Origin of the sequence: Lysobacter sp. CA199 (genome assembly GCF_052078715.1) — a bacterium.
In the GTDB taxonomy this organism is placed as follows: domain Bacteria; phylum Pseudomonadota; class Gammaproteobacteria; order Xanthomonadales; family Xanthomonadaceae; genus Lysobacter.
Genome location: NZ_JBQJIL010000022.1, coordinates 1 through 25463 on the forward strand (window position 1 = coordinate 1; position 25463 = coordinate 25463).

At 66.4% G+C, this 25463-nt stretch carries 24 protein-coding genes; 12 read left to right on the plus strand and 12 right to left on the minus strand.

What is annotated here, in order from left to right; all coding sequences use genetic code 11:
* On the plus strand, positions 1–92 hold a 92-nt coding region (locus ACTOWJ_RS28640; RefSeq protein ID WP_441337283.1), incomplete at its 5' end, for an IS3 family transposase.
* Here ACTOWJ_RS28640 and ACTOWJ_RS28645 read toward each other — a convergent pair.
* The 3 genes from ACTOWJ_RS28645 to ACTOWJ_RS28655 all read right to left on the minus strand — a co-directional run bounded on the left by ACTOWJ_RS28645 (position 58) and on the right by ACTOWJ_RS28655 (position 5089).
* Positions 58–2619: an RHS repeat domain-containing protein gene (locus ACTOWJ_RS28645; RefSeq protein ID WP_441338047.1), complete on the minus strand. Its 2562-nt coding sequence runs from the start codon at positions 2617–2619 to the stop codon at positions 58–60. The two genes, ACTOWJ_RS28640 and ACTOWJ_RS28645, sit on opposite strands and share 35 nt — an antisense overlap.
* A 128-nt stretch (positions 2620–2747) precedes the next feature.
* Positions 2748–3914: a PilT/PilU family type 4a pilus ATPase gene (locus tag ACTOWJ_RS28650; protein WP_441338048.1), complete on the minus strand. Its 1167-nt coding sequence runs from the start codon at positions 3912–3914 to the stop codon at positions 2748–2750.
* Between the two features lie 137 nt (positions 3915–4051).
* On the minus strand, positions 4052–5089 hold the full coding sequence (locus ACTOWJ_RS28655; RefSeq protein ID WP_441338049.1) for a type IV pilus twitching motility protein PilT: 1038 nt from the start codon (positions 5087–5089) through the stop codon (positions 4052–4054).
* A gap of 174 nt (positions 5090–5263) precedes the next feature.
* On the opposite strand from ACTOWJ_RS28655, the gene ACTOWJ_RS28660 reads away from it, so the two are divergent.
* From ACTOWJ_RS28660 to ACTOWJ_RS28670, 3 genes are all read left to right on the plus strand, one after another.
* Positions 5264–5974 (plus strand): YggS family pyridoxal phosphate-dependent enzyme, encoded by a 711-nt coding sequence (locus ACTOWJ_RS28660; protein WP_441338050.1) that lies wholly within the window; start codon positions 5264–5266, stop codon positions 5972–5974.
* Positions 5975–6593: 619 nt separating this feature from the next.
* Entirely contained in the window at positions 6594–7430 is an 837-nt protein-coding gene (proC, locus tag ACTOWJ_RS28665) for a pyrroline-5-carboxylate reductase (RefSeq protein WP_441338051.1), read from the plus strand.
* Complete coding sequence (locus ACTOWJ_RS28670) at positions 7427–7903, plus strand: DUF4426 domain-containing protein (RefSeq protein WP_441338052.1); 477 nt, start codon at positions 7427–7429, stop codon at positions 7901–7903. The genes proC and ACTOWJ_RS28670 overlap by 4 nt, the downstream gene beginning before the upstream one ends.
* A 210-nt stretch (positions 7904–8113) precedes the next feature.
* Here ACTOWJ_RS28670 and ACTOWJ_RS28675 read toward each other — a convergent pair whose 3' ends face one another.
* The gene (locus ACTOWJ_RS28675; RefSeq protein ID WP_441338053.1) at positions 8114–9121 is read right to left on the minus strand and encodes a lipase secretion chaperone; all 1008 of its coding nucleotides are present in this window, start codon (positions 9119–9121) and stop codon (positions 8114–8116) included.
* Positions 9122–9124: 3 nt separating this feature from the next.
* Entirely contained in the window at positions 9125–10069 is a 945-nt protein-coding gene (locus ACTOWJ_RS28680) for a lipase family alpha/beta hydrolase (protein WP_441338054.1), read from the minus strand.
* Between the two features lie 507 nt (positions 10070–10576).
* Here ACTOWJ_RS28680 and ACTOWJ_RS28685 point away from each other — a divergent pair.
* Entirely contained in the window at positions 10577–11374 is a 798-nt protein-coding gene (locus tag ACTOWJ_RS28685; protein ID WP_441338055.1) for an ABC transporter substrate-binding protein, read from the plus strand.
* A 197-nt stretch (positions 11375–11571) separates the two neighbouring features.
* Here ACTOWJ_RS28685 and aac(6') read toward each other — a convergent pair whose 3' ends face one another.
* A complete protein-coding gene (aac(6'), locus tag ACTOWJ_RS28690) occupies positions 11572–12030 on the minus strand; it encodes an aminoglycoside 6'-N-acetyltransferase (RefSeq protein WP_441338056.1) in 459 nt (152 codons plus the stop codon).
* Positions 12027–12632 carry a pyridoxamine 5'-phosphate oxidase gene (gene pdxH / locus ACTOWJ_RS28695; RefSeq protein WP_441338057.1) on the minus strand — a complete coding sequence of 202 codons (606 nt, stop codon included), beginning with the start codon at positions 12630–12632 and terminating at the stop codon, positions 12027–12029. Before pdxH ends, aac(6') begins: the two co-directional genes overlap by 4 nt.
* Before the next feature lie 17 nt (positions 12633–12649).
* Between pdxH and ACTOWJ_RS28700 the strand changes: the two genes are divergently transcribed.
* Complete coding sequence (locus ACTOWJ_RS28700) at positions 12650–13528, plus strand: kinase (RefSeq protein ID WP_441338058.1); 879 nt, start codon at positions 12650–12652, stop codon at positions 13526–13528.
* Positions 13529–13760: 232 nt separating this feature from the next.
* Here the strand turns inward: ACTOWJ_RS28700 and ACTOWJ_RS28705 are convergent, their stop codons facing one another.
* Complete coding sequence (locus tag ACTOWJ_RS28705; RefSeq protein WP_441338059.1) at positions 13761–13964, minus strand: dodecin family protein; 204 nt, start codon at positions 13962–13964, stop codon at positions 13761–13763.
* Positions 13965–14131: 167 nt separating this feature from the next.
* Here ACTOWJ_RS28705 and ACTOWJ_RS28710 point away from each other — a divergent pair, with 167 nt between their 5' ends.
* Positions 14132–14704 (plus strand): shikimate kinase, encoded by a 573-nt coding sequence (locus ACTOWJ_RS28710; RefSeq protein ID WP_441338060.1) that lies wholly within the window; start codon positions 14132–14134, stop codon positions 14702–14704.
* On the plus strand, positions 14701–15807 hold the full coding sequence (gene aroB / locus ACTOWJ_RS28715) for a 3-dehydroquinate synthase (protein ID WP_441338061.1): 1107 nt from the start codon (positions 14701–14703) through the stop codon (positions 15805–15807). The genes ACTOWJ_RS28710 and aroB overlap by 4 nt, the downstream gene beginning before the upstream one ends.
* Before the next feature lie 69 nt (positions 15808–15876).
* On the opposite strand, the gene ACTOWJ_RS28720 is transcribed toward aroB, so the two are convergent.
* Positions 15877–16548, minus strand: coding sequence for a hypothetical protein (locus tag ACTOWJ_RS28720; RefSeq protein ID WP_441338062.1), 672 nt, complete (start codon positions 16546–16548; stop codon positions 15877–15879).
* Positions 16549–16848: 300 nt separating this feature from the next.
* On the opposite strand from ACTOWJ_RS28720, the gene ACTOWJ_RS28725 reads away from it, so the two are divergent.
* Positions 16849–17295, plus strand: coding sequence for a hypothetical protein (locus ACTOWJ_RS28725; RefSeq protein ID WP_441338063.1), 447 nt, complete (start codon positions 16849–16851; stop codon positions 17293–17295).
* 63 nt (positions 17296–17358) lie between these two features.
* Here the strand turns inward: ACTOWJ_RS28725 and ACTOWJ_RS28730 are convergent, their stop codons facing one another.
* Entirely contained in the window at positions 17359–18000 is a 642-nt protein-coding gene (locus tag ACTOWJ_RS28730) for a cysteine hydrolase family protein (RefSeq protein WP_441338064.1), read from the minus strand.
* 101 nt (positions 18001–18101) lie between these two features.
* Between ACTOWJ_RS28730 and ACTOWJ_RS28735 the strand changes: the two genes are divergently transcribed.
* The 3 genes from ACTOWJ_RS28735 (at position 18102) to hemE (ending at position 20839) form a co-directional block, all read left to right on the plus strand.
* On the plus strand, positions 18102–19067 hold the full coding sequence (locus ACTOWJ_RS28735) for a helix-turn-helix domain-containing protein (protein ID WP_441338065.1): 966 nt from the start codon (positions 18102–18104) through the stop codon (positions 19065–19067).
* A 137-nt stretch (positions 19068–19204) separates the two neighbouring features.
* On the plus strand, positions 19205–19459 hold the full coding sequence (locus tag ACTOWJ_RS28740) for a WGR domain-containing protein (protein WP_336088777.1): 255 nt from the start codon (positions 19205–19207) through the stop codon (positions 19457–19459).
* Positions 19460–19762: 303 nt separating this feature from the next.
* A complete protein-coding gene (hemE, locus tag ACTOWJ_RS28745) occupies positions 19763–20839 on the plus strand; it encodes a uroporphyrinogen decarboxylase (RefSeq protein ID WP_441338066.1) in 1077 nt (358 codons plus the stop codon).
* 103 nt (positions 20840–20942) lie between these two features.
* Here hemE and ACTOWJ_RS28750 read toward each other — a convergent pair whose 3' ends face one another.
* Together ACTOWJ_RS28750 and ACTOWJ_RS28755 are read right to left on the minus strand one after the other, a co-directional pair.
* Entirely contained in the window at positions 20943–21443 is a 501-nt protein-coding gene (locus ACTOWJ_RS28750) for a hypothetical protein (RefSeq protein WP_441338067.1), read from the minus strand.
* Positions 21444–21849: 406 nt separating this feature from the next.
* Positions 21850–25443 (minus strand): ATP-binding protein, encoded by a 3594-nt coding sequence (locus ACTOWJ_RS28755; RefSeq protein WP_441338068.1) that lies wholly within the window; start codon positions 25441–25443, stop codon positions 21850–21852.
* Positions 25444–25463 lie beyond the last annotated feature (20 nt).

Consider the following 25463-nt stretch of genomic DNA (forward strand, 5'->3'; position numbering starts at 1 on the left):
TCGACTACATCGAAATGTTCTACAACCCCACCCGCCGCCACAGCCATCTGGGCGGCGTCAGTCCTGAGGCCTTTGAGCGTGCCTCAATTTGAGGCTGGCGAGTGTCTTAAATTCCTGGGCAGTCCACAGACGGTCCTGCGCGTCGTACTTGAACTCGGTCTTGGCGTTGATGCCGCCGAGGTCCTGGATCGTCTTGGCGAGGCGGTTGAGCGGATCGTAGTCGTTGTCGGTCTTGCGGCCGAGCGCGTCGACCACCGCAACGCCATTGCCGGCGTTGTCGTAGGTGTAACCCGTCGGGTGGTCTTCGGCGGTCTTGGTGGTCTTGAGCTGGTCGATCTGGTTGTAGATGCGCGACAGCGTTCGCTTCAAGACGCCGCCGTTGTCTTTGGTGTCTTCCTTGATCCGGTTGCCCGCGTTATCGAGCGTGTAGTGAATCTGGTTGCCGGCCGAATCGAAGATATCGACCAACCGCCGAGCGGGATCGTATTCGTAGCGCACGAACGAGCCATCGGGCTCAGTGACTTTCTTCATCAGGCCTATCGGGTAGTACTCGTACAGCGTGATCGCGTCATCCGATTCGACGGCCGGATTGGGGCCACGGAGCTTGCGTGCCGCCAGCAGGCCGTGAACGTTGTATTCCAGGTCGGTCACCACGCCGTTCGCGTCCTTGCTCGAAAGCGGCCTGCCGGCGCCGTCGTAACGCAGGTTTTCCTGCATCACTTGGCCCAGCGCATTGGTGACTTTCCATAGGTCGCCCTTGCGATAAGCGCAGGTCGACGGCGAAGTGGCGCATGCACTGTCTTCGGTCGCGTAGTAGGTATAGGTGGTGGTGTCGGCGATATCCGTGCGGGGACCATCGACGGACAGCAGCAGCCCAGGCAACGAACACGTACCCGATGCCGCGTCAGCTTGGGTGCAGTAGTTCGAGGTCGACGTGCGCTTGGCCAGCGGGTTACTGGCGGGCAGCGCCGGATCGGTTTGGCTGGCCTGAAGAATCTGGCCGCGGTCGTTGTAGGTCCAGTTGTAGCGAACGACCGGGTTCCCGGCGCCATCGGATACTTCACGTTGGACCGGTTTACGCAGGGTCGTGTGCCATTGGGTCGCAGTGCTGCGGAGGTAGGTGCCGCCGGTCATGGTGCGGCAGTCGAAGGAGGGGCTGGCGCCTTCGACTCTTCTCAGTTCGAGGTTGCGGGTCAGGTCATAATTTCGGCAGGTTTTGCTGCTGCCGACCACCTCTTCGATTGCATTGAGGTTGGTGTCGTATGCGTATGTCTTGTCGACGGGAACGCAGTCCGTACAAGTCTGCTCGACCTTGTCTATGACTCGGCGGCCCAGTTCTGCGTGATATTTGTAACGCGACATCGCGCCGCTCGGCTCGGTGACCAGAATCTGATCCCAATAGTGGGTATTCGAGTCGATAACATATTTGCCCAGCCCGCCAACACGTTCGGTGCTGGAGGGACGATCTTCAGCGTAGGCATATGCCGTAATTATATTTCCCTGTCCGTCCTCGACTTGCTTGAGCAACGAATTGTTGCCTGCATAGGTCTGGTAGACATAACGCTCTTGGTGATCGCCATAGTCCGCCTTTTCCAGAAGGCCGGCGCTGTTGTAAACATATGAAACGAAACGGCCCGCCGAGTCCATAACCCGATCCAAGCGCCGATCTTCACGAAACTGGAAGGTCAAGAATCGACCTTTGTGATTCGTGACCGTCCTCAGCAATCCAAAATCGCCATACGCATAAGCCAAGCTGGTGCCATCGGGTCGCTCAACGCTCAGCAATCGGCCGTCGCTGTCGAACAGTTCGATTTCGCGGTCCTTCAACATAAGCCGATAGCCCGGATTTCCGTTAGCGAGCACGACTTCGGACAAGGCATTGCAAAGCTGATCTTTTTCAGCGACCCAAAGACCGGACGCCTCATCCTTGAGGAACATCAGCGGGTCGCCATTGGGCATCACGATCTGGATGATCGGAGCGAACATGCCTCCCGGCGTGGCGTTGATGTTCAACCATTGGGTGTGTTCGACATACCATCCGTTGCCCAACGCTGAGGGATAGCCGTTCCCACTTCGCTGTGCAGAGCGGTAATGCCGGGTGAATCCCAGCCCATCGATGGAATCGAAGTCGGATACCGGCAGCGTCTTGTCCAGGGCAGTGACGTCGACGGGATTGCCGACGACCTCATTGGGGCAGGACGGCGGCTTGACGGCCGGCTGGCTACGGCTGCAATGCGGATTGCTGTTATGGAAATCTGAGTAATGGACGCCGGCATAGCCATTAGGGCAAGTCAAACGCGTAAAGGCCCATTGCGAATAGAAGGCAGGCCCTTCATAGGCATCGTTTTCGCGCTTGTAGACGTCGAACTGACACCCCTGACCCGATTGTGGATCTATTCGGAATTTTGCATTGCGGTAGTAAACCAACGCAGGCTGAAACGAATTTTGTATCGCAAGACAGGCAGCGTCCCCTGATCTATGAGGGTTACCTGCGCTCGGGGAATTCACATACTCAACACTCGCTCGAATTTTGTCGAAATTTGGCGTACTGGTCTGGGCAACTACATTACTCGCGTAACCTGCGACGAGCATTACCACAATGAAGGCAACCTTATCCATAACGCTCCCTGTTCGGCACATCAATTGATTTCCACAGCACATAGTCTGCACACTAAATCCGCAAACCCCAAAAACGAGAAAACCGGCTCAACGCCGGCTTTCTCTTGATGCCTCGGCGATCCAGGCGATCACCTGACCTCAGCCACCTCAACCCCATCCAACCCCTGCGACAAGGTCCGCGCATCCCCGCCCTGCGCCAACTTGATCCGCAAGCGCACTTCGTTCTGCGAGTCGGCATAACGCAGCGCGTCTTCGTAGCTGATCTCGCCGGCCTGGTACAGCTCGAACAGGGCTTGGTCGAAGGTCTTCATGCCGAGCTGCACGGAGTCCTTCATCAGTTCTTTGAGTTTGTGGACTTCGCCGTCGCGGATGTAGTCCTGGGCCAGCGGGGTGCCGAGCAGGATTTCCATGGCGACGCGACGGCCCTTGCCGTCGGGGGTCGGGATCAGTTGCTGGGCGACCACGCCTTTGAGATTGAGCGACAAGTCCATCAGCAACTGGTTGCGGCGGTCTTCGGGGAAGAAGTTGATGATGCGGTCCATCGCCTGGTTGGCGTTGTTGGCATGCAGTGTGCACAGCACCAGGTGGCCGGTTTCGGCGAAGGCGATGGCGTGGTCCATGCCTTCGCGGGTGCGCACCTCGCCGATCATGATCACGTCCGGCGCCTGGCGCAGGGTGTTCTTGAGCGCGTTCTCCCAACTGTCGGTGTCGATGCCGACTTCGCGCTGGGTGATGATGCAGCCCTCGTGGCGGTGCACGAATTCGATCGGGTCTTCGATGGTGATGATGTGGCCGGTCGAGTTCTGGTTGCGGTAGCCGATCATCGCCGCAAGCGAGGTCGACTTGCCGGTACCGGTCGCGCCGACGAACAAGATGATGCCGCGCTTGGTCATCGCCAGGGTCTTGATGACCGGCGGCAGGTTCAGTTCTTCGATGGTCGGGATCTTGGTCTCGATGCGTCGCAGCACCATGCCGACCTGGTTGCGCTGGTAGAAGCAACTCACGCGGAAACGGCCGACGCCGGTCACGCCGATGGCGAAGTTGCATTCGTGAGTTTTTTCGAACTCTTCGCGCTGCTGCGGGTTCATCACGTTGAGCACGAGGTCGCGACTTTGCTGCGGCGTCAGCGGGTTCTGCGTGATCGGCGAGATCTTGCCGTGGACCTTCATCGACGGGGGCATGCCCGAGGTGATGAACAAGTCCGAGGCGCGCTGGTGCGCCATCAGCTTGAGGAAGGAGGTGAAATCGATCGCGCCGGAGGCGGTAGTCGGATTGGTCGGTGCGGGCGTGTTCATGGGGCTACCTCCTCGGGAGGTCTATAGCGGCGATGTAGTAGCCGGGGGAGATGGTGCGCACTGCGTGGTGCTCGCGAAGGCTCGGGTGGCGATCGGGGACGGGACGGCGGCGCACCGGAGCGCGCCGCCGGCTCCGGTCATTCGAACAGCCGCTTGTCCTTGGCGTATTCCTTGGCCTGCGGGCGCAGGATCATGCCGCGCTTGACCAAGTCCTGCAGATGCTGATCGAGCGTCATCATGCCGAAGTTCTGGCCGGTCTGGATCGACGAGTACATCTGCGCGACCTTGTCTTCGCGGATCAGGTTACGGATGGCCGGAATGCCGACCATGATTTCCCAGGCCGCGGTTCGGCCGCCGCCGACCTTCTTGAGCAGCGCTTGCGAGATCACCGCGCGCAGCGATTCGGACAGCATCGAGCGCACCATCGGCTTTTCGCCGGCGGGGAACACGTCGATGATTCGGTCCACGGTCTTGGCCGCCGAGGAAGTGTGCAGGGTGCCGAACACCAAGTGGCCGGTTTCCGCCGCGGTCAGCGCCAGACGGATGGTTTCCAGGTCGCGCAACTCGCCGACGAGGATGTAGTCGGGATCTTCACGCAAGGCCGAGCGCAGCGCCTCGTTGAAGCCGTGCGTGTCGCGGTGCACTTCGCGCTGATTGATCAGGCATTTCTGCGAGGTATGCACGAATTCGATCGGGTCTTCGACCGACAGAATGTGCGCGTACTCGTTCTTGTTGATGTGGTCGATCATCGCCGCCAGCGTGGTCGACTTGCCCGAACCGGTCGGGCCGGTGACCAGGATCAACCCCTGCGGCTGCTCGATAAGCTGGCGGAAGATCGGCGGGCAGCCGAGGTCTTCCAGCGACAGCACTTCGGAGGGAATGGTACGGAACACGGCGCCGGCGCCGCGGTTCTGGTTGAAGGCGTTGACGCGGAAGCGCGCCAGGCCGGGGATCTCGAAGGAGAAGTCGACCTCGAGGAATTCTTCGAAGTCGCGGCGCTGCTTGTCCGACATGATGTCGTAGACCAGCGCATGGACCTGCTTGTGGTCCAGGGCCGGGATGTTGATCCGGCGCACGTCGCCATCGACCCGGATCATCGGCGGCAGACCCGCCGACAGGTGCAAGTCGGATGCTTTGTTCTTAACCGAAAACGCCAGAAGTTCGGCGATATCCATGCGTGCTCCCCGCACTGCGTGAACCCGTCACCGGGTCCGTGAAAGCCAGCCAATTGGGCTCAGCCCAGTCGGCCTGATTGCAACCGTAAAGCTGGAACCAAACCACCCCCAAGAGGCAGTATAGCCCCCGGACGGCATGCCCGATCCAGCCCCCTCATCACAGGATTCCCCAACGTGCATCAGCACGTCCTGCACGACATCTTGCATCAGTTACAACGCGCGGCGCATGACGCCGACAGGTCGGTACCTCGATTGCTTGCGGTCAGTAAGACCCAAGATGAGACCGCTGTCGCGAATCTGGCCTTGCAGGGCCAGACCGCGTTCGGCGAGAACTACGTCCAGGAAGCCCTGGCCAAGCGCGCGGCCACGGCCGCCACGGCCGCGGCCGGGCATGCGCTGGAATGGCACCTGATCGGTCATCTGCAGTCGAACAAGGCCGCCGAGGCGGCGACCTTGTTCGACTGGGTGCACACCGTGGACCGCGCCAAACTGGTTACCGCCCTGGCGCGGCATCGCGCTTCGCAACCGCAGCGGCCGCCGCTGAACGTGCTGATCCAGGTCAACATCGACGATGAAGCCAGCAAGCATGGCTGCGCGCCTGCCGAGGTCGCGGCGCTGGCCGCGGCGATCGCGGCCGAGCCGGCGTTGCGCTTGCGCGGGGTGATGGTGATTCCCACGCCGCATGCCGATCCGGAGCAGCGCCGGCCGGCGTTCGTCCGCGCCAAGACTTTGTTCGATGCGCTCGCCGTTCAGTACGGCGCGGGCGTGGACACGCTGTCGATGGGCATGAGCGACGACTTCGCGATCGCGATCGCCGAGGGCGCGACGATGGTGCGGATCGGGACGGCGTTGTTCGGTGCGAGGGCCAGGCCTGCGGCGGGTTGATCGTTTCACGCAACTCCGCTCGCCCAGGTCGAAGGGCTGTCCAGGCGCATCGCAGCGGGAGGGGGCCCTGTAGGAGCGGCGCGAGCCGCGACCGCGACAATGAAACAACGGCGGTTGCCTGGGCTTGCGCCGTTATCCGGGATTCGCGGTCGCAGCTTGCGCAGCTCCTACATGGAGCTGTCCAGGCGCATCGCAGCGGGAGGGAGCCCTGTAGGAGCGGCGCGAGCCGCGACCGCGACAATGAAACAACGGCGGTTGCCCGGGCTTGCGCCGTTATCCGGGATTCGCGGTCGCAGCTTGCGCAGCTCCTACATGGAGCTGTCCAGGCGCATCGCAGCGGGAGGAGCCCTGTAGGAGCGGCGCGAGCCGCGACCGCAACAATGAAACAACGGCGGCTGCCTGGGCTTGCACCGTTATCCGGGATTCGCGGTCGCAGCTTGCGCAGCTCCTACATGGAGCTGTCCAGGCGCATCGCAGCGGGAGGGAGCCCTGTAGGAGCGGCGCGAGCCGCGACCGCGACAATGAAATGACCGCGACCGCCCAGGCTCGCATTGCCGCGGCAAAGCGCGCCTGGGCGGTGGTTGCTATCCTGCCGGGGTTTCAGCCTGTCAGGTCTGCCATGTCCGAATCCAATGCGCTTCCCTCCGGTCCCATCGCCATCATCGGCGGCGGCAATATGGCCCGCAGTCTGATCGGGGGCCTGGTCGCGCGCGGGTTCGCGCCGTCCTCGATCCGCGTCGCCGAACCGGTGCCGGCGCTGCGCGAGGCGCTGGCGCGGGATTTCGGCGTGACCTGCTTCGACAACGCCGCGACCGCGGCCGAAGGCGCTTCGGTGTGGCTGCTGGCGGTCAAGCCGCAGGTGATGCGCGAGGTCTGCGCTTCGCTGGCCGAACAAGCCCGCGCGCAGCGGCCGTTGGCGATCTCCATCGCCGCCGGCATCACCGCCGATCAACTCGACCGCTGGCTCGGCGGCGACGCCGCGGTGGTGCGGGCGATGCCGAATACGCCGGCCTTGCTCGGCGCCGGCGTCACCGGGCTGTACGCCAATGCGGCGGCGGCTCCGCGCTTCGATCAGGCGGCCGAACTGTTGTCCGCGGTCGGCCCGACCGTACGCATCGCCGCCGAAGCGCAGATGGATGCGGTTACCGCCGTATCCGGCAGCGGCCCGGCGTATGTGTTCCTGCTCGCCGAGGCGATGCAGCAGGCCGGTGTCGCCCAAGGCCTGGCGCCCGAGGCGGCCAATGCGCTGGTGCGCCAGACCCTGCTCGGCGCGGCGCGCATGCTGACCGATGGCGAGGATCCGGCCGACGTGCTGCGCGCGCGGGTCACCTCGCCCGGCGGCACCACCCAGGCGGCGATCGAAACCTTCGAAGCCGGCGGCTTCCGCGACCTGGTCGGCCGCGCAATCGCGGCGGCGACCGAACGCGGCCGACAGTTGTCGGCGGCCAACGAATGAACGGCTTCGCGCGCGCGATCGCGCCGGGCTTGCTGACGATAGCGCTGCTGGGCGGCTGCGGGCGCGAATCCTCGACGCCGCCGCAGCACGCGGCCAACGCCGCCGGGCCGGAAACGGTCCACACCGGCGATGTGACGATGAACATCAGCGCGATCCAGACCGACAAGCTGCCCGCGCAGATCGTGCAACGCTATGGCGCGAGGCGCGACGGCCGCACCGTGCTGATCGTGCTGTCGCTGCGCCAAGGCCCGGAGGCGACCTCGGTGGCGCTGAGCGCGCGCAAGGTCCAGGTCAGCGTCAGCGATCTGCTGGGCCGCAAGCAGAACGTGACGATGCGCGAAATGCGCGACGGCGAGCTGCTCGATTACGTCGGCACGGCCGCGATCTCGCCGCCGGAGACCTTGCGGTTCCAGGTCATGGCCGAGACCGAGCACGGCCGCTATCCGGCGCAGTTCAATCGCGATTTTTTTTGAAGCTGCCCGCCGGTGATGTTTCGGATCGGCTGAGAGAAAAGCGTCGGGGCTGAAGCCCCTCCCACAAAAGCTTGGGCGGAGTTCGCCGATCCGGGGAATCGCTGCGGAGCGAGAGTGTGGGGGCCGAAGCCCTCTCATAGAAGCGAAGGCCGCACCCGCACGACCTGTTGCCGGGTGCAAGAACCGAACGCTGCGTTCGGCTCTCGTCCCTTACTTCCCGGGCAGCATGCCGTTACGGGTCAACGCATCCACGCGCCGTTGTTCGTTGGCGTCGAATCGGGCCAGCAAGGCGTTCAAGCGCTCGCGCCGCTGCGTTTCGCTCAGTGCGCCGTCGGCCAGCACCTGCTGCCGTTGCGCGGCATAGCTGCGCAGGCGCAACTGCCACTGCGCGCGACGTTGATCCAGTTCGCCCAGTCGCTGCGCGGCCTGCGCGCCCAACTGCGCTTCGCGTTCGGCGTAGCGAGTGGCCGGGTCGGTCCCGGCGCGTTCGTATTCGCGGCTGTGCTGCAGCGTGCTGTCCATTTGCGCCGTCTGCGCCTGCAGTTCGGCCCGCAGTGGCTGAGCGGCGTCCAGGTCGCGCAGACGCCGCTGGCGCTCGCTCTCGCTCAGGCCGCGCTCGGCCAGCAGTTTGCGCCGCGCATCGGACAGTTCGATCGCTTGCTCTTCTTCCGCGTACCAGGCATCGGCCAGCGCCGGTCCCAGGCGCTCGCGGCGCAGGGCGCGCACGCGCGCGAACGCATGCGCGCTGTCGCCGTCGGCCTGGGCGATGGTCACCGAATCGTGTTCCAACATCAGATACGCATCGAACCAGGCCAGCACCGTGGCCAAGGCCTGTGCGGACACGCGCGATTGCAGATGGGCGCGCAAGGCCGAACGGGTCGCCTCGGGGGTTTGCTCGCCGCTGCGGGTCAGGAAGTAGTCGAACAATCGGCGCAACTGGCGATCGGGCACCGGTTGACCGTGCTCGTCCACCCGCACGGCGCCGTCCACCGCGGTGTCGCGCAACGAGTCGCCGCCGGCTTGCGCGGCGCGCGGGTCGCTCGCGACGGGACGATCGCCGGCCAGATCCGGATCGGAGATCGTCACCGCTTCATCGCTGCTGACCACCGGAATCGCACCGGGCGCGGGCCGCGCGAACCAGGAACCGGCGGCGAAAATCGCCGCCACCGCCAGCAGCGCGACGCAGGCCACCGCCAGGATCGTCGCGATTCGACGCATGCCTTACAGGCCCGCGTTCTTGAGTCGGTTGACCTGGGCGCGATAGACGCTGGTCGGATTGGCGCTGAACACGCCGCGCAGCCCGGCGATCTGATTGACCTCGTCGAGATGGTTCCAATCGTAGTCGTCGCGGATCACCTGGCCCCAATGCGAAGAACAACGGCCGACCAGTCCGTCGTTGGCTTCGCCGCCGAACAGCAGGCCGCCGGCGATCATCGCGATGTCGGAGCCGTCGAAACCATTGGTCGCGTTGGACGTGCCGCCGAAGGAGTAATAAGCCACCCCGGCCACCGTGGCCGCGCCGGCGCCGCAGGCGCTGACCGGCTTGCCTTGCGGATAGCGCGCGTTGAAGCGCGCCGCGCCGGCGCTGTCGAGCGACTTCAGCGCCGCCAACGAATCCTGGGTGTCGTCGCTGCCCGACAGCAATCCGATCAGATCGGCGAAGGCGTCGACGAACGACGCCACCAGCGGCCGCAACGGCGAGCCTTCAGGCAAGACGGTGCCGACGAAATCGGCGACCTTGCTGCCGGCGTGCGGCGAGCCGACCGAGGTCATCGACGCGACCAGGTCCGGGCGCACCGCGGCGACGTAGCGCGCGGTCGGTCCGCCCTGGCTGTGGCCGATCAGATTGAACTTGCTGTAGCCGTGCAAGGCCTGCAAGGTTTCGAGCTGATCGATCAGTTCCTCGCCGCGCACTTCGTTGGAGTTGGCCGCGGCGACCTGGGCCACATGGACCTTGGCGCCGCCCGAGCGCAGCGCTTGCGGTATGCCGAACCAGTAGTCGTAGACGCCGCCGAGCGCATCGAAACCGAACAGACCGTGCACCAACACCACCGGGTAGCGGGTTTTGGTGTAGTCGTCGGCGGACGCGGGCAAGGCGATGCCCAGCAACAGGCCGGCCCACAGCAGCGGCGCGCCGAACAGGCGCCGTAGGTTCAGTCGCGACATGATCCCTCTCCCGATCGTGTGTGAACGTCAGCGGCGCCGACGGCCCGACTGTACGAATGGGTATGGGAGACACACGCCGCAGCGCACCATACGCGCGTGAACTGTGACTTCCTGGCGCTAAATGTTGCGAACCGGGCGGGCCGGAAGCCGGAAAATGCTGCACTGCGGCGGAATCGGGCGGTGGCTGGGGTGGCGGCTTGCTCGGATGTGGGGCTTTGTTTCGGCTGGTTTTTCTTCGGTTGACAGGTGTGGCGGAGACTTCTGAGCTGCGGTGCGGGTGTCTTGTCGTGGTCGCGGCTCGCGCCGCTCCTACAGGGAGCCCATGTAGGAGCGGCGCGAGTCGCGACCGCGATACCGCACCCACGACGCGACAGCGATGTCCCAGCTGCCCCATGCAAAAAATCGCGCGACACCTCCCACCCAGACCGATTCACGCCCGGATCGCCGCCCTCGCGCCGGCCACCCCACTGACCGACAATCGCGACTCCCCCGCCATCCGTTGGACCCATGGGCCCGCAACGCATCGTCTGCCTCACCGAAGAACCCACCGAAACCTTGTATCTGCTCGGCGAGCAACACCGCATCGTCGGCATCAGCGGTTTCACCGTGCGGCCGGCGATCGCGCGCAAGGAGAAGCCCAAGGTCAGCGCCTTCACCAGCGCCAAGATCGGCGAGATCCTCAAGCTGCGGCCGGACTTCGTGGTCGGTTTCTCCGACATCCAGGCCGAGATCGCCAGCGAGTTGATCAAGCACGGCATCGAGGTGTGGATCAGCAATCACCGCAGCGTCGAGGGCATCCTCGATTACGTGCGCCGGCTCGGCGCGCTGGTCGGCGCGGGCGATCGCGCGGCGCAATTGGCGGCCGAACTGGAAGAACGCATCCGGGCCGCGCGCGAACGCGCGGCGAATCTGCCGCGGCGGCCGCGAGTGTATTTCGAAGAATGGGACACGCCGCAGATCACCGGCATCCGCTGGGTGTCCGAACTGGTCGGCATCGCCGGCGGCGACGACGTGTTCCCCGAGCACGCGGCGATGTCGTTGGCGCGCGACCGCATCCTGGCCGATCCGCTGGAAGTGGTGCGTCGCGCGCCGGACCTGATCCTGGGCAGTTGGTGCGGCAAGAAGTTCCGACCCGAGCAAGTCGCCGCGCGCCCCGGTTGGCAGGACGTGCCGGCGGTGCGCGACGGCGAACTGCACGAAATCAAATCGCCGATCATCCTGCAGCCCGGCCCCGCGGCGCTGACCGCGGGTCTGGATGCGCTGAGCGAGATCGTCGAAGCCTGGGCCGCGCGGCGCGCGCGGTAGCCGCCGCGCCGGCGTTTCCATCAGCTCGATGCAGGAGCGGCGCGAGCCGCGACCGCGACCTCGCAGTTGCGACGTTGTCGGACCTGAAGGTCCTCCGACAAAAGCGCTCGACCGGCGTGGCTTCTCTTGGAATCGCCATCGCCTTCGCCAGATTCCGATCTCATCCGATCCCATTCAGCGCAATCGGAGCTCCGAGACTACTCGCCGACCAGCGCGCGCCGGAAGTACACCACGCGCTCGGTTTCCTCGAACCCGCAAGCCGCATGCGCACGGTGCGAATCGATGTTGTCGAGCAAGGCATCGGACGCGAGTTCGCGGCAACCCTGCTCGCGGCCCCAGGCTTCGACCGCGGCGACCAGGGCGCGGCCGATGCCCTCGCCGCGCCGTGCCGGGCTCACGTACCAGCCTTCCAGGAACGCCACCGGCGAAGACTCGGTGCCGTTGACGTAATCGCGGCGCAGGCTGGCTTCGGCGAAGCCGCACAAGCTGTCGCCGGCTTCGGCGACGAACGCGGCCAGGCGCGCGTCTTCGAACCAATCGTCGAGTTCGCTGGCCAGATCCGCGAGTTCCTGTTCGGGCCACAGCTGCGCGCGCAGCCGCGCCCACGCCGGCAGATCGGCGCGCGTGGCGGCGCGCACGAACCAGGCCTGACTCACGGATACAGCATCCGCTTGGACCACTCGCCGGCGCGGTCGCTTTCGTACAGCCAGCGCTCGTGCAGGCGGAAGTCGGCGCCGTACCAGAACTCGACCCGGTCCGCGCGCACGCGCAGGCCGGTCCAGCGCGGCGGGCGCGACACGTCGCGGCCTTCGAACTTGCCTTCCGTCTCGGCCAGGCGCTGCTCGAAGGTCTCGCGATCGGGCAAGGTTTCCGATTGCTTCGACGCCCATGCGCCGAGCTGGCTGCCGCGCGCGCGCGAAGCGAAATAGGCGTCGGCCTCGGCATCGCCGACGATCTCCACCGCGCCCTCGACCCGCACCTGCACGCCGTGGCGCACGCGCGGCCAATGGAACAGCAGCGCCGCGTGCGGGTTAGCCTGCAGTTCGCGGCCCTTGCGCCCGTCCAGGTGGGTATAGAAGACGAAGCCGCGCGCATCGTGCGCCTTCAGCAACACGGTACGCAGCGACGGGCGCGCGTCGAGCGCGGCGGTCGCCAGACTCATCGCAGTCGGATCGGGCTCGCCGGCGGCGCGCGCTTCTTCGAACAGCACGTCGAACGTGGCGAGGGCTTCGTTGAGCAGATCGGCGGTCGGTTTCATTGCGCTATTGTGATCGCATGTCGCCGCGCCTGCATCCGTCCGCCGCAATCGGCAAATCCGCCGCCTCGCCCGCGGCCGGTTTCGACGCCGATTTCGTGACCCGCGTACTCGACGACGCGCTCGCTGCCGGTTCGCGCGTCTACGCGATCAGCGGCCTGCAGGGCAGCGGCAAATCGACCCTGGCCGCGCAATTGGCCGCGGCGGCACAGGCGCGCGGGCTGCGCTCGGCGGTGCTGTCGATCGACGATTTCTACCTGGGCCGGCGCGAACGCCAGCGCCTGGGCCGGCGCGTGCATCCGCTGCTGGCCACGCGCGGACCGCCGGGCACGCACGAGGTCGCGCTGGCCTGCGAGGTGCTCGACCGCTTGCGCGCCGGCCAGCCGGTGCGATTGCCGCGCTTCGACAAACTCGCCGACACCCGCCTGCCGCCTTCGCGTTGGGGCCGCGCTGAGGCGGTGGACCTGACCGTGTTCGAAGGCTGGTTCCTGGCCACGCCGGCGCAGCACGCCGGCGCATTGGCCGTGCCGGTCAATGCGCTGGAACGCAACGAAGACCCCGACGGCGTGTGGCGCGATTACTGCAACCGCGCCCTGGCCGAGCGCTACCCGGCGCTGTGGTCGCGCCTGGACCGCGTGGTGTTCCTGCGCCCGCCGGGTTTCGAAATCGTGGTCGAGTGGCGTTGGCAGCAAGAACAGGCGCTGCAGGCGCGCAACCCGCGGCGTCGGGCGATGAACCGCGCCCAGGTCGAGCGCTTCGTGCAGTTGTTCGAACGGGTCAGCCGGCAGGCTTTGGCGCGGCTGGCGGGGATCGCGGACTGGACGGTGGATCTGGATGCGCGGCGGCGGGTCGGCTCGGTCGTCAGTCGTCAAAAGGTAGCCAGCGTCCAAGACCTTTGACGCTTACCGAATCCCGATTCACGAGCGTCGCGATTCCACCTCATAACCCCAATGCCGTCATTCCCGCCAAGGCGGGAATCCAGTGCCTTTCGTGCGAGAGCGCTTGAAGTCACTGGATTCCCGCCTTCGCGGGAATGACGGCCAGGAGGAGCATCGCTCCGATCGGATCGGATCGGATCAGGCCAAATCAGATAACCACCTGATCGCGTGAGCGCGTTGCGGCCCGAAACCCTCACTTCACCACGAAGGTGACCTTCAAATTGACCCGCCACTCCTGAATATTGCCGCTCGCATCGGTGACGACCTTGATCTCGTTGATCCAGGCGCCCTGAATGTCCTTGACCGACTCGGCGCATTTGGCCAGTCCGGATTTGACCGCGTCCTCGATGCCGGTGCTGGACGAGGTGGTGAGTTCGATGACCTTGGCGACCGACATGGACGTTCTCCTGTGCGGAACACGGATAAGCGGAGCGCCGCCGAGAGGGCGGCGTGCGGGGCCGGCGCGCAATCGGCGCCGACCGGAACCCGAGCCTAGGCGCGGCGGCGTTAAGACCACGCAAGCAAGGACGCCGGGGCGCCCGCGCGGTGTCCTACAATCGGGGCATGAATCCGGCGAGCAATCTGATCCTGGTCGGCCCGATGGGGGCCGGCAAGACCTGCATCGGCAAGCGCCTGGCCGAACGTTTCGGCCTGCGCCTGGTCGATGCGGACCGCGAAATCGAGCAACGCACCGGCGCCAGCGTCGCGGCGATCTTCGAACACGAGGGCGAGGCCGGCTTCCGCGCGCGCGAAAGCGCGGTGCTGGCCGAGCTGCTGGCCGAAGATGGCCTGCTGCTGGCCACCGGTGGCGGCGCGGTGTTGGCCGCCGACAATCGGCGCCTGCTGCGCGAGCGCGGTTACGTGGTGCAGTTGCTGGTCAGCGTGGAGCAACAGCTCGAGCGTCTGGCCCAGGACCGCAGCCGCCCGCTGCTGGCGCGCGGCGATCGCGAACACGTGTTGCACGAGTTGGCGCGAACGCGCGCGCCGCTGTACGCGCAAGTGGCCGATCTGCGCTTCGACACCGGCGCGATGAGCGCGCTGGACGCCGCGCTGGGGCTCGCCGCCGAATTGGATCTTCATTGGCGGCGTCCGCCGCCGTCCCCACCTGTTCCATCCGTTTCCGGAGTCGATGCATGAGCGCGGTACGCAAGGTCGAGGTCGCCGGCGAGAACGGCTACAGCATCGAAATCGGTCCGGGCTTGCTGGAGGATGCAGCGCGTCTGGGCAAGCCGCTGCGCGGACGACATGCATTGATCGTCAGCGACGCCAACGTCGCGCCGCTGTACCTGGAGCGGGTGGAAGCGGTGTTGCGCGCGGCCAAGCCGGGTCTGGCTTTGGCGCGGTTCGTGATGCCCGCCGGCGAGCACGAAAAGACCCTGGCCCGTTTCGGCGAGTGCCTGGATGCGCTGGCCGCGCTGGGCGCGACCCGCGACGCGACCGTGATCGCGCTCGGCGGCGGCGTGATCGGCGATCTGGCCGGCTTCGCCGCGGCCTGCTGGATGCGCGGGATCGACTGCGTGCAGTTGCCGACCACGCTGTTGGCGATGGTGGATTCCTCGGTCGGCGGAAAAACCGCCGTCGACTTGCCGAGCGGCAAGAACCTGGTCGGCGCCTTCCATCCGCCGCGCGCGGTCATCGCCGACACCGCCACGCTGGCGACCTTGCCCGAGCGCGAACTGCGCGCAGGCCTGGCCGAGGTGGTCAAGTACGGCGCGATCTTCGATGCGAGTTTTCTGGATTGGCTGGAAGCGCACGCCGATGCGCTGCTCGCGCGCGATCATGACGCTCTGGCCGAGGCGATCGCGCGCAGTTGCGCGTACAAGGCCGAAGTGGTCGCGCGCGATCCGTTCGAACGCGGCGACCGCGCCATGCTCAATTTCGGCCATACCTTCGGCCACGCCATCGAGACCGAACAAGGCTACGCCGGCGCCACCGGCGACGGCCTCAATCACGGCGAAGCGGTGGCCGTCGGCATGGTCCTGGCGGCGCGGCTTTCGGCCGCACTGGGCCGCGCGAGTACGGCCGATGCCGAGCGCCTGCAACATCTGCTGCAACGCCTGGGCCTGCCGACCGGAATTCCGGACGGACTCGATCCGCAGGCTCTGCTCGCGCGCATGCGCCTGGACAAGAAAGCCGATGCGGCGGGCTTGCGTTTCATTTTGTGGGATAAGGCGGGCGCGGCAAGAATCGTCTCCGGCGTGGCCGATGAGGATGTGTTGGCGGTGCTGGCGAACGGATAAGCGGCCTGTTACGGCGCTTGCGCGAAACATCGCACGGCGCCGTCGATAGCGACGCCGTGCCCCGCGCTTTCATCCCGGCCAACCCGCGGCGTGCTGCAGATACGTCACGTGCTCGTCCTGCAATCCGCTGATGTAGAGGGTGGTCAGGATCGGGTGATTGCCCCATACCAGGCCGCAGCGCGTATTGACCGGATTCACGCCGGCGTCGCGCTGGCAGTACTGCACCTGCGGATAACCGGGCTGGCCGACGTTGTTGGCCAGACTCAGCGCCCAATGCTCCCAGCTGTACCAATGGTCGGACGCCATCACGATCGCATACTCGGTCGGCGCGGTGCCGTTGTCGGCCGACAGCGTCAGTCCGGCGAGGATCATGCACAGGCGCGCCAAGGCGCCGGTGCAGGCCGTCTGCGCATCGTCGTCGAGATCGATGAAGGCTTCCTGGAAGTTGTCGGCGAAGGCCTGCGCTTGCGCATCGGCCGCGTCGTCACCGAAGTGCTCGTGCACCCACTCGACGAAGTCCGGATTCATGCCGGTCATGTGGCCGGCGTCGTTATAGGTGAAGGCTTGCTGGAACACGATCGGCGGTGTGTTGTCGGCGTGCCCGCCCGGACCGCCGAACAGAGCGAATCCCCAGCACGGCGCATCGGCATACGGGTCCGGCCATGTCGGGTCGATCTCGGTGCCGGCGTCGAGTTGCGCCGCAGCGAGCCCTTCCAGTTGGGCATTGGTGAGTTCGGGCATGGGATGAGCTCCTGAGGCGGGTCGCGGGTGGATGGATCGGCGAAGGCGGCGGCACGACTGCATCAACGCTCCGGCGCCGGCTCCGTGAATCCTTGAATCCTTGAATCCATCCATCCGGGCGCGCACGCAGCGGTTTTCACAAGCCGCCCGCGCGCTCGTTATTCCGCCATGCACCGATCAGCTAAGGATCCGCGACGCATGGCCCTATCTCCGCTTCATCTGCTGCTCCTGCACGACGCGATGACCCGCTCCGCGGCCGTCGTGCGCTCGCCCGCCTCCTCAACCCGTCAGGATCCGACTATGCCCAATCAGTTCGAATTCCTCGATAAGCACTACGACTCCACCGATATCCCCGAAGTCGCCGCGCAGACCGCCTACGAACGTTTCGGCAACTACCCCAACGCGCACACCAGCACGGTGGTCTTCGGCGTCGCCTGGAATGCGCTTACCGACTCGATCAAGCTGGCGGTGCTCAACTACGTCAATGGCGGGGTACCCAACACCTCGGCGTATGCGACCTTGAGCCGCAACGGCCTGCAATGGAACATCGTGCTCACCGGCCTGCGATTCGTGAACGCCTCACGCACCCTGGTCCATGGCCGGCCGGAGTACCAGCTCAACGAGTACGCCAACGGCTCGATCTTCGTCAACGCCGAGGCACTCGGCGGTCAGTTGCTGGGCGAGATCGTGCACCTGGAGAACGGTTTCGGCAGTTGGGTGCAGGAAATCAAGCTCAAGAATCAATGAGCCGACGGCTTGCGGCGGCCGCCGCCGCAAGCCTTGGTTCGTCGGCACGGCACGCAGCCGATATCAGGCCGCGGCCTTGGCCCGCGCCCGCGCGCGCTGGTTCGAGGCGTAGGGATTGTCGATCTCCAAGCTGCGGCCTTCGCGCACGGCGGCGATCCACTCGTCGGTGCTCGCCACCGCGGCGAAGCGGCTTTGGAACACCACGCTGAAGACGCGGTGGATTTCCTCGGCGGTGACATGCCCGGCGCTGTTCTCGTACGACAGCGAACCGGTGGCGTCGCCGAGAAACTCGACGTGATAGCCCAGGTGCGCGGCTTCGAACACGGTCGAGGCATCGCAGTTGTGGGTCATGTAGCCGATCACGCTGAGGGTGTCGATGCCGTTGCGCTGCAGCCAGTCGTTGAAGTCGGTGCCGGCGAACACGCTGGGCAGGTGCTTCTCGATGTAGTGATCGCGCGGCCGCGAGGCGACGACTTGGTTGAGTTCCCAACCCGGCCGGCCCTTGTCGAACACCGGCGTGCCGGGCGCGGCGGTGTTCTGCACCACCACCACCGGAATGCCGGCCGCGCGCGCGGCATCCATCGCGCGGCCGACGTTGGGCAGGGTGCGGGCGACCGGCGGGTATTCGATCGGCAGGCCGTCGGCGAAGTAATCGTTCTGTACGTCGATGACGACCAATGCGCGTTTGCGGGTCTGATGGCTCATGAGCGTGCTCCGTGAGTAAGGTTGGGAACTGGCGCTCATTCTTGGCGTCGGCCGGGCGCGACGACAGTGGCCCGAACGACAATATTCGATAGAATCGGGCCATGAATGCCGATACCTCGCTGGCCCGCCTGGCCGTGGTCGCTTTCGACCGCATCAGTCCCTTCCATCTGTCCGTGCCCTGCCTGGTGTTCGAGAACCGGAGCGAGAGCGATCTGCCGCCGTTCGAGCTGCGAGTGTGCGCAGTCGAGCCCGGGAGCCTCCGCACCCGCGCCGGTTTCAGCATCGGTACCCGCCATGGATTGGCCGCGCTGAGTTGGGCCGACACGGTGATCGTGCCGTCCTGGCGCGACGCCGACGAACGCCCGCCCGAGCCCTTGCTCAAGGCCCTGCGTCGCGCGCACGAACGCGGCGCGCAGATCGTCGGCCTGTGCCTGGGCGCCTACGTCCTGGCCGAAGCCGGCCTGCTGGACGGCCGCCGCGCCACCACCCACTGGAGTTGGAGCGAGCACTTCGCCGCGCGCTTTCCGCGGGTCGAACTGCAGCGCGACGTGCTCTATGTCGACGACGGCCGCATCACCACCTCGGCCGGCACCGCCGCCGCGCTGGACTGCTGCCTGCACCTGCTGCGGCGGCGGCACGGCGCGGAGATCGCCAACCGGGTCGCGCGCCGGCTGGTGGTAGCGCCGCACCGGCAGGGCGGGCAGGCGCAGTACATCGAACAGCCGCTGCCGGCGTCGGCCCAGGACGATCGCCTGGCCGCGGTGTTGGCTTGGGCCCTGGCCCATCTGGACCAGGCGCACAGCCTGGACGCGCTGGCCGAGCGCGCGCTGATGAGCCGGCGCACCTTCACCCGCCGCTTCCGCGACAGCACCGGCACCACGGTCGGGCACTGGCTGGCCGGACAGCGTCTGGCGCGCGCGCAACGCTTGCTGGAAACCAGCGATCACGGCCTGGACGCGATCGCCACGCAGACCGGCTTCGGCAGCGCGGCCTCGCTGCGCCAGCACTTCGCCGCGCAGTTGGGCACCTCGCCTTCGGCCTATCGGCGCGGTTTTCGCGGGGTCTGAACCCGGCCGCGGACGCAGGGTCGGCGACGGAACCCGTCGCCGATAGTCGCGCCAGCCCCGCGTCTGCAACGCAGCACCGCGCAGGCCGCGACATCGCGCCCACCCGGCCGCGGCCCGGCTGCCGCTACAATCGCCCGGTGCGCCTCCTACTCCAACAACGGCCCGACGGCCGCGAAGCTCCTCGCTTCGTGCAACTGATGTTGCAGCCCGACTTGCTCGGCGGCTGGACCTTGGTGCGCGAAACCGGCCAGATCGGCGGCCGCAGTACGGTCCGGCGCGAAGTCTTCATGGATCACGACAGCGCCTTGGCGGCGTTGGAGCAGGCCCGCGATCAGCAGCTCAAGCGCGGGTTCCAGCTGATGTTCAGCCAGGGCGCCGAAGCGCCGCGATGATGCCTGGGTTGGTTCGCGCGGGTCGGGCGGGAAGAGCGAATCCCCCCTGCCCCCCCTTTTTCAAAGGGGGGAATCCTTCGTGTCGCAATGCGCTCGCTTTGATGCGGCCGCTTCGGACGTCTGACGAACCTGACCGCGCCAGCGAACCCGCCTACCGGGTTCCCCCCTTTGCAAAAGGGGGCCAGGGGGGGATTTGCTTTTCGTTCCCGATCCTGAGCCCGCCCCCACCCGCGATGCCCATCCTCGCCGCATTGCCCACTCCACCCTTTCCCCATTGATGGCGCCCGTTCGCCACGGTTATCCATGTCCAGCCAAGTCCTAGCCAACGACCGTTTCCTGCGCGCCCTGCGCCGCCAACCCGTCGACCGCACGCCCGTGTGGTTGATGCGCCAAGCCGGCCGCTACCTGCCCGAGTACCGCGCCACCCGCGCCCAGGCCGGCAGCTTTCTCAATCTGGCCAAGAATCCCGAGCTGGCCTGCGAAGTCACCCTGCAGCCGCTACGCCGGTTCCCGCTGGACGCGGCGATCCTGTTCTCCGACATCCTCACCGTGCCCGATGCGATGGGCCTGGGTCTGTATTTCGCCGACGGCGAAGGCCCGAAGTTCGAACGACCGATCCGCAGCGCCGCCGACATCGCCAAGCTCGGCGTGCCCGACATGGAAACCGATCTGCGCTACGTGATGGACGCGGTGCGCACCATCCGCCGCGAGTTGAACGGATCGGTGCCGCTGATCGGTTTCTCCGGCAGCCCCTGGACCATCGCCTGTTACATGGTCGAAGGCGGCGGCAGCGACAACTATTCCAAGGTCAAGGCGCTCGCGCTCAACGAGCCCGCGGCGATGCATCAGCTGCTGAGCGTGGTCACCGACGCGGTGATCGCCTACCTCAAGGCTCAGCACGCGGCCGGCGCGCAGGCGCTGCAGGTATTCGACACCTGGGGCGGCGTGTTGTCGCCGAGCATGTATCGCGAATTCTCGCTGCGTTATCTGCAGCGCATCGCCGCCGAACTGCCGCGCGGCGACGGCGATGACCGCGCACCGTTGATCCTGTTCGGCAAGGGCAACGATCCGTATCTGGACGCGCTGGCCGCCAGCGGCGCCGAAGCGGTAGGCGTGGACTGGACCATCGGCCTGGGCGACGCCGCGCGTCGGATCGGCGGACGCGTGGGACTGCAAGGCAATCTCGATCCGGTCACTTTGTACGCATCGCCCGAGGCGATCCGCAACGAAGTGCGCATCGCCCTGGACGACTACCGCCAAGGCAACGGCGGTTCGCGCGAAGGCCACGTGTTCAATCTCGGCCACGGGATGTCGCCGGACATGTCGCCCGAGCATGTCGCGGTGCTGGTCGATGCGGTGCATGCCTTGAGCGCGCGCTGAGCGCACCGTGCCAAAAAAAAACCGGCGTTTCCGCCGGTTTTTTTGCCTTCGCGAGAACCCTTCCCCGCGCGGGAGAAGGGCGTTACGCAAGACTTCCGCCCACTCAGGGATTCCAGCAGTTACCCGGCTGATCGGCGATGTGCGCCCAGAATCGGGTGGTGCTGTCGATATTGCCGTAGGCGTAACCGTACCAGCTGAAGTAACCGTGCCCGGCGATCTTGTAGCCCGGGCCCAGTTCGGCGCGGCACACCGCGTTGGCGTCGGCCAGGCTGGTCATCGAATCGCCGCGCACCGCGCGGGTCAGAGCGATGTTGCCGCGTCCCCAGGAATTGTAGAAGTCGGGAGTGACGCCGGTGGGCACCGGCGAGCCGTCTTCCTTCACGCACAACACCGGCAATCGGGTCGAACACACGGTGTCGCCGACGTAGGGATCGCATTCGTTCGCGCCGTTGCTATAGCCGCAACCGACATGGTCCACGCCGATGGGCAGATGATTGATCTTGCGCCAAGTCAGCCCCTTGCCGCCGCCGGCGACGGCCGACAAGGCCGTGGATGCGGCGACGACAGCCAACAGCGCAACGGCCAAGGATTTCGATCGTTCCATATTCCACCTTCCGTATGTGATGGGTGACGCGCGCCGACGGCGCACGGGCATCGGACTCCAATGCTTCGATGCCGAGGCCACGCTAATCCCGCCGACGCGGCGCGCAAGTGCGCTGACCGCGCCGGCTCGCCGAAACGGGCACCGCGGCACAGAGCCGATTGGCCTTGCGTGATGGCAATCACGCGCGGCGCGCGCGCCCACTCACCTTGGCTCACCATCGTTCGCGCGGCCGATGCGGAACTGTGCACGCGTTTGCGTCTCGCAGCGCTTCAAGATCGCCGCGCCAAGCACTCGGTCGCGATATTCGCCTGATCCTGCCCGCCGCGTTGCGAACCGGTTGTCGCGGCCGACGCAGTTGCGCAGATCGTCCGCATTCGCCCGCGCTTTCAAGCCGCGTCTGAACGCATCAATCCGCGGCGGGCGGCGTGTTCACCAGATTGATCGCTTCGCCGAGCATCGCGCCGGTCACCGGTTTGCGCAGGAAAAAGTCGAAGCCCGCGGCGCTGGCCTGCGGCTCAGCATCAGCATCGGCGCGCGCGGTCACTGCGACCAGCGGTTGGGTGAACCCCTGAAGGCGCAGTTGCAGGGCCAGATCCAGGCCGTTGATGCCGGGCAGATCCAGATCCAACAAGGCGATGTCGAAGCGCGCGGTCGCCACTTCCGCCAGCGCGGCCAGACCATTGCCGACATGGGTGACGCGATGGCCCTGCACCCGCAGCAAACCGGCGATCACCTCGGCCACGGTGGGATCGTCTTCGACCAACAGCACCGCCCGCGGCCCCACCTGCAGGCCACGCAAACCACGCTCCGGCGTCGAACCACCGGCGCCCTGCGCCACCTCCGCCGCCGCCAACGGCAGATCGAACACAAACCGCGCGCCCTGCCCCGGAGAACTGAACACCGCGATATGTCCTTCCATCGCCGCGGCCAGTTCCTGGCTGATCGCCAAGCCCAGGCCGCTGCCGCCGTAACGCGCCGCGGTGCGCGCGCCTTCGGCCTGTTCGAAACGGCGGAACAATCGCTGTTTTTGTTCTTCGTTGAGGCCCGGTCCGGTGTCGGCGACCTCGAAACGCACGCCCTGCGGCGTCAACCGCTCCACGCTGAGGCTGACGCTGCCTTCCTCGGTGAACTTGATCGCGTTGCCGAGCAGATTGAGCAGGATCTGGCAGACCCGGCTGCCGTCGCCGCGCAAACCCTGCGGTACGTTCGCGGCGACGTCGACCTCGAAGCGCAATCCGCGCTGCTGCGCCAACGGCCGCATCAGATCGGCGGCCTGGTCGACCATCGCGCGCAAGTCGAACGGTTCGGCGGCCAGTTCCAGACGGCCCGATTCGATCCGCGCCAGATCCAAGGCGTCGTTGACCAACCGCAAGAGGTGTTCGCCAGCGCGTCTGATCGACTCGGTGTAACCCCGCTGCTTTTGATCCAAAGGCGTATCGAGCAACAACTCGCTCATCCCCAACACGCCGGTCATCGGCGTGCGCACCTCATGCCCCAGGGTCGCCAGGAACCGGGTCTTGGCCAGCGAAGCCTGCTTGGCCACTTCGCGCTCGTGCTCGGCGCGCTGCCAGGCCAGTCGGCGCTGCAGGCGGCTGCGATGCGCCAACAGCACCCAGGCCAGCAGCAACAGCAGCAGCGCGACGAAGCCCAGCACCGCCCACCAGCTCCACCACCACGGCGAGTCGACGTGCAACTCGACGGTCTGGATCGGCGACCAGACATTGTCGGCAGTCTTGGCGATCACCTGCAGGCGGTAATCGCCCGGCGAAAGTTGCGAGAACAAACGCTCGCCGCTGGAACCGGCTTCGACCCAACCCGGGTCGTAGTTGCTCAAGCGGAACCGATAACGGTTGGTCTTCGCGTTGTTGAACGACAACAAGCGCGCGACGATGCGCAGATCGCGATCGCCGTCGGCGATGTTGACCTTGGGCACGCGCCCAGTCACCGCGAGCGCGGGATCGGTCATGAACGTCGGGAAGCTCACCCGGCGGCTGCCGCGGCGCACTTCGATGCTTTCCACGATCAGCGAAGGCGCGTCGCGGATCGGCCGCACCACCGCAGGATCGAACAGCACCAAGCCTTCCGGACTGCCGATCAGGATGCGGCCGTCGCCGGGACGCGGCACCGGCGCGCGCTTGAACTCCTGGCTCGGCAAACCTTCCTTGACCCCGTACACGCGGATCGAATGCGCGAACGGATCGACCCGGATCAAACCGCGCGTGGTAGTCATCCACACCACGCCGGCGCTGTCGACGGTCAGACCGCGTGCTTCGGTCGACGGCATGCCGTCGCGCAGGCCCAGTCCGAATTCGCGCTGCAGGCGCTGGCCGTCCCAACGATAGACATCGAGCGAACCGAAGCCGGCGACCCACAAGCGTTGCTCGCCTTCGAACGCAAAGGCCTGAATGTCCGCATCGGTGGGCGCGCCGGGCACCGCGACTAAACGCCGCTCGCTCGCGTTCCAACGCCATAGCCCGCGGCCGGCCAGCCACAGTTCGCCGGCCGGACCGTTGCCGGCATGCGCCGTGGCCAGTTCCTTGGGCGCGCCGCGCTGGCCGAATTCGATCGATTCGCGCACGCGGCCGTCGTAGTCGCGCGCCTGCGCATCGCTGCCGATCAGCCAGATCAGGCCTTGGCTTTCGATCAACTGCACGGTGCCGCCGATCATCGCGTCGGCGCTGTCGTCCGTGCGCCAGGTGCGGATCGCGCGGGTGTTCGGATCGATCCGGCTCAGGCCGCCGTAATAGGTCACCCACACCTGGCCGCGACGATCCTGCAGCACCCGATCCAGAGTCAGACCGCCGCTGAAGTCCTTGGCGAAGTGTTCGACCAGACCGGTCTCCGGATCGAGCCGATCGAGCACGCCGCCGCTGCCGACCAGCCACATGTCGCCGCCGCGCTCGGCGGCGATGCCGCTCACGCTGCCGTTGGCCATCGACTTGGGATCTTCCACGCGCCGGGTCAGCACCGAGAACTGGCGCCAGTTCGGCGGCAGATACCACAGGCCATGACCGTTGCTGGAAAACCACAAGCCGCCTTCGCGGTCTTCGTACGCGCCCGACCAACTCGGCCGCACCAGGCCCTGGCTGGTGGTGCTGAACAAGGGCACGACCTCGATCGCCTCCGGCCCGCCCACGCCCAGGCCTTGCGGCAGATCGAACCAGTACTGGCCGGTGCGATCGCGGCGCAGCACGTCGATCACCTTGAGCTTGGGCGCGAAGCGCGCCCACGGCGCGGCCTCGAAGCGGCCGTCGGGCCGGCGCACGCCGACCCCGTGCGGCGTACCGAACCAGGCGGTGCCGTCGAGCTCGAAGGTGATCGCGTTGACGATGTTGGAACTCAACGCGCCGTCGGGCACGCGCTCGAAATCGTGTCCGGTCCAGCGCGCCGCGCCGGCCAGCGTGCTGATCCACAACGTGCCGTCGGGCGCCACGCTCAGATTGGCGACGCCTTCGCTGGGCAGGCTGCGCGGATCGCCCTCGCGCGGCATATAGCGCACGATGGCGCCGTTCTCGGCCATGCGGTACAGCCCGCCGCGCTCGGTGCCGAACCACAGCGCGCCGTCGGGCGTGGACGCGATCGACCAGATGGTGTTGTCGGTCAGCGCAGGAGTGTTGCCGCGGTCGAAATAACGCCACCGCTTGCGATCGATATCGAGCATGGCCAGCCCCGACTGCGCGGTGCCGACCCACACGCGATTGCGCGCATCCACCTGCACCGCCCACACGAAGTTGTCGCGCAGGCCCTGCTCGCGCTGCCAGATCCGATAACCGGTACCGTCGTAACGGGCCAGGCCTTCGCTGGTGGCGATCCACAAATACCCGTGGCGGTCTTCGGCGACGCGATTGATCGTATTGGATGGCAATCCGTCGGCGACGGTGAGCTGGCGCGGCCGCGGCGTTTCCGGCAGACCGGCGAAGGCCGGCATCAGACACGCCGACAAACAGCACGCCATCGCCGCCCACGCCCAATGCCGCGCGCGACGCGCGAGCGACGCCATGCGCGAGTCCCGGCGCGAAT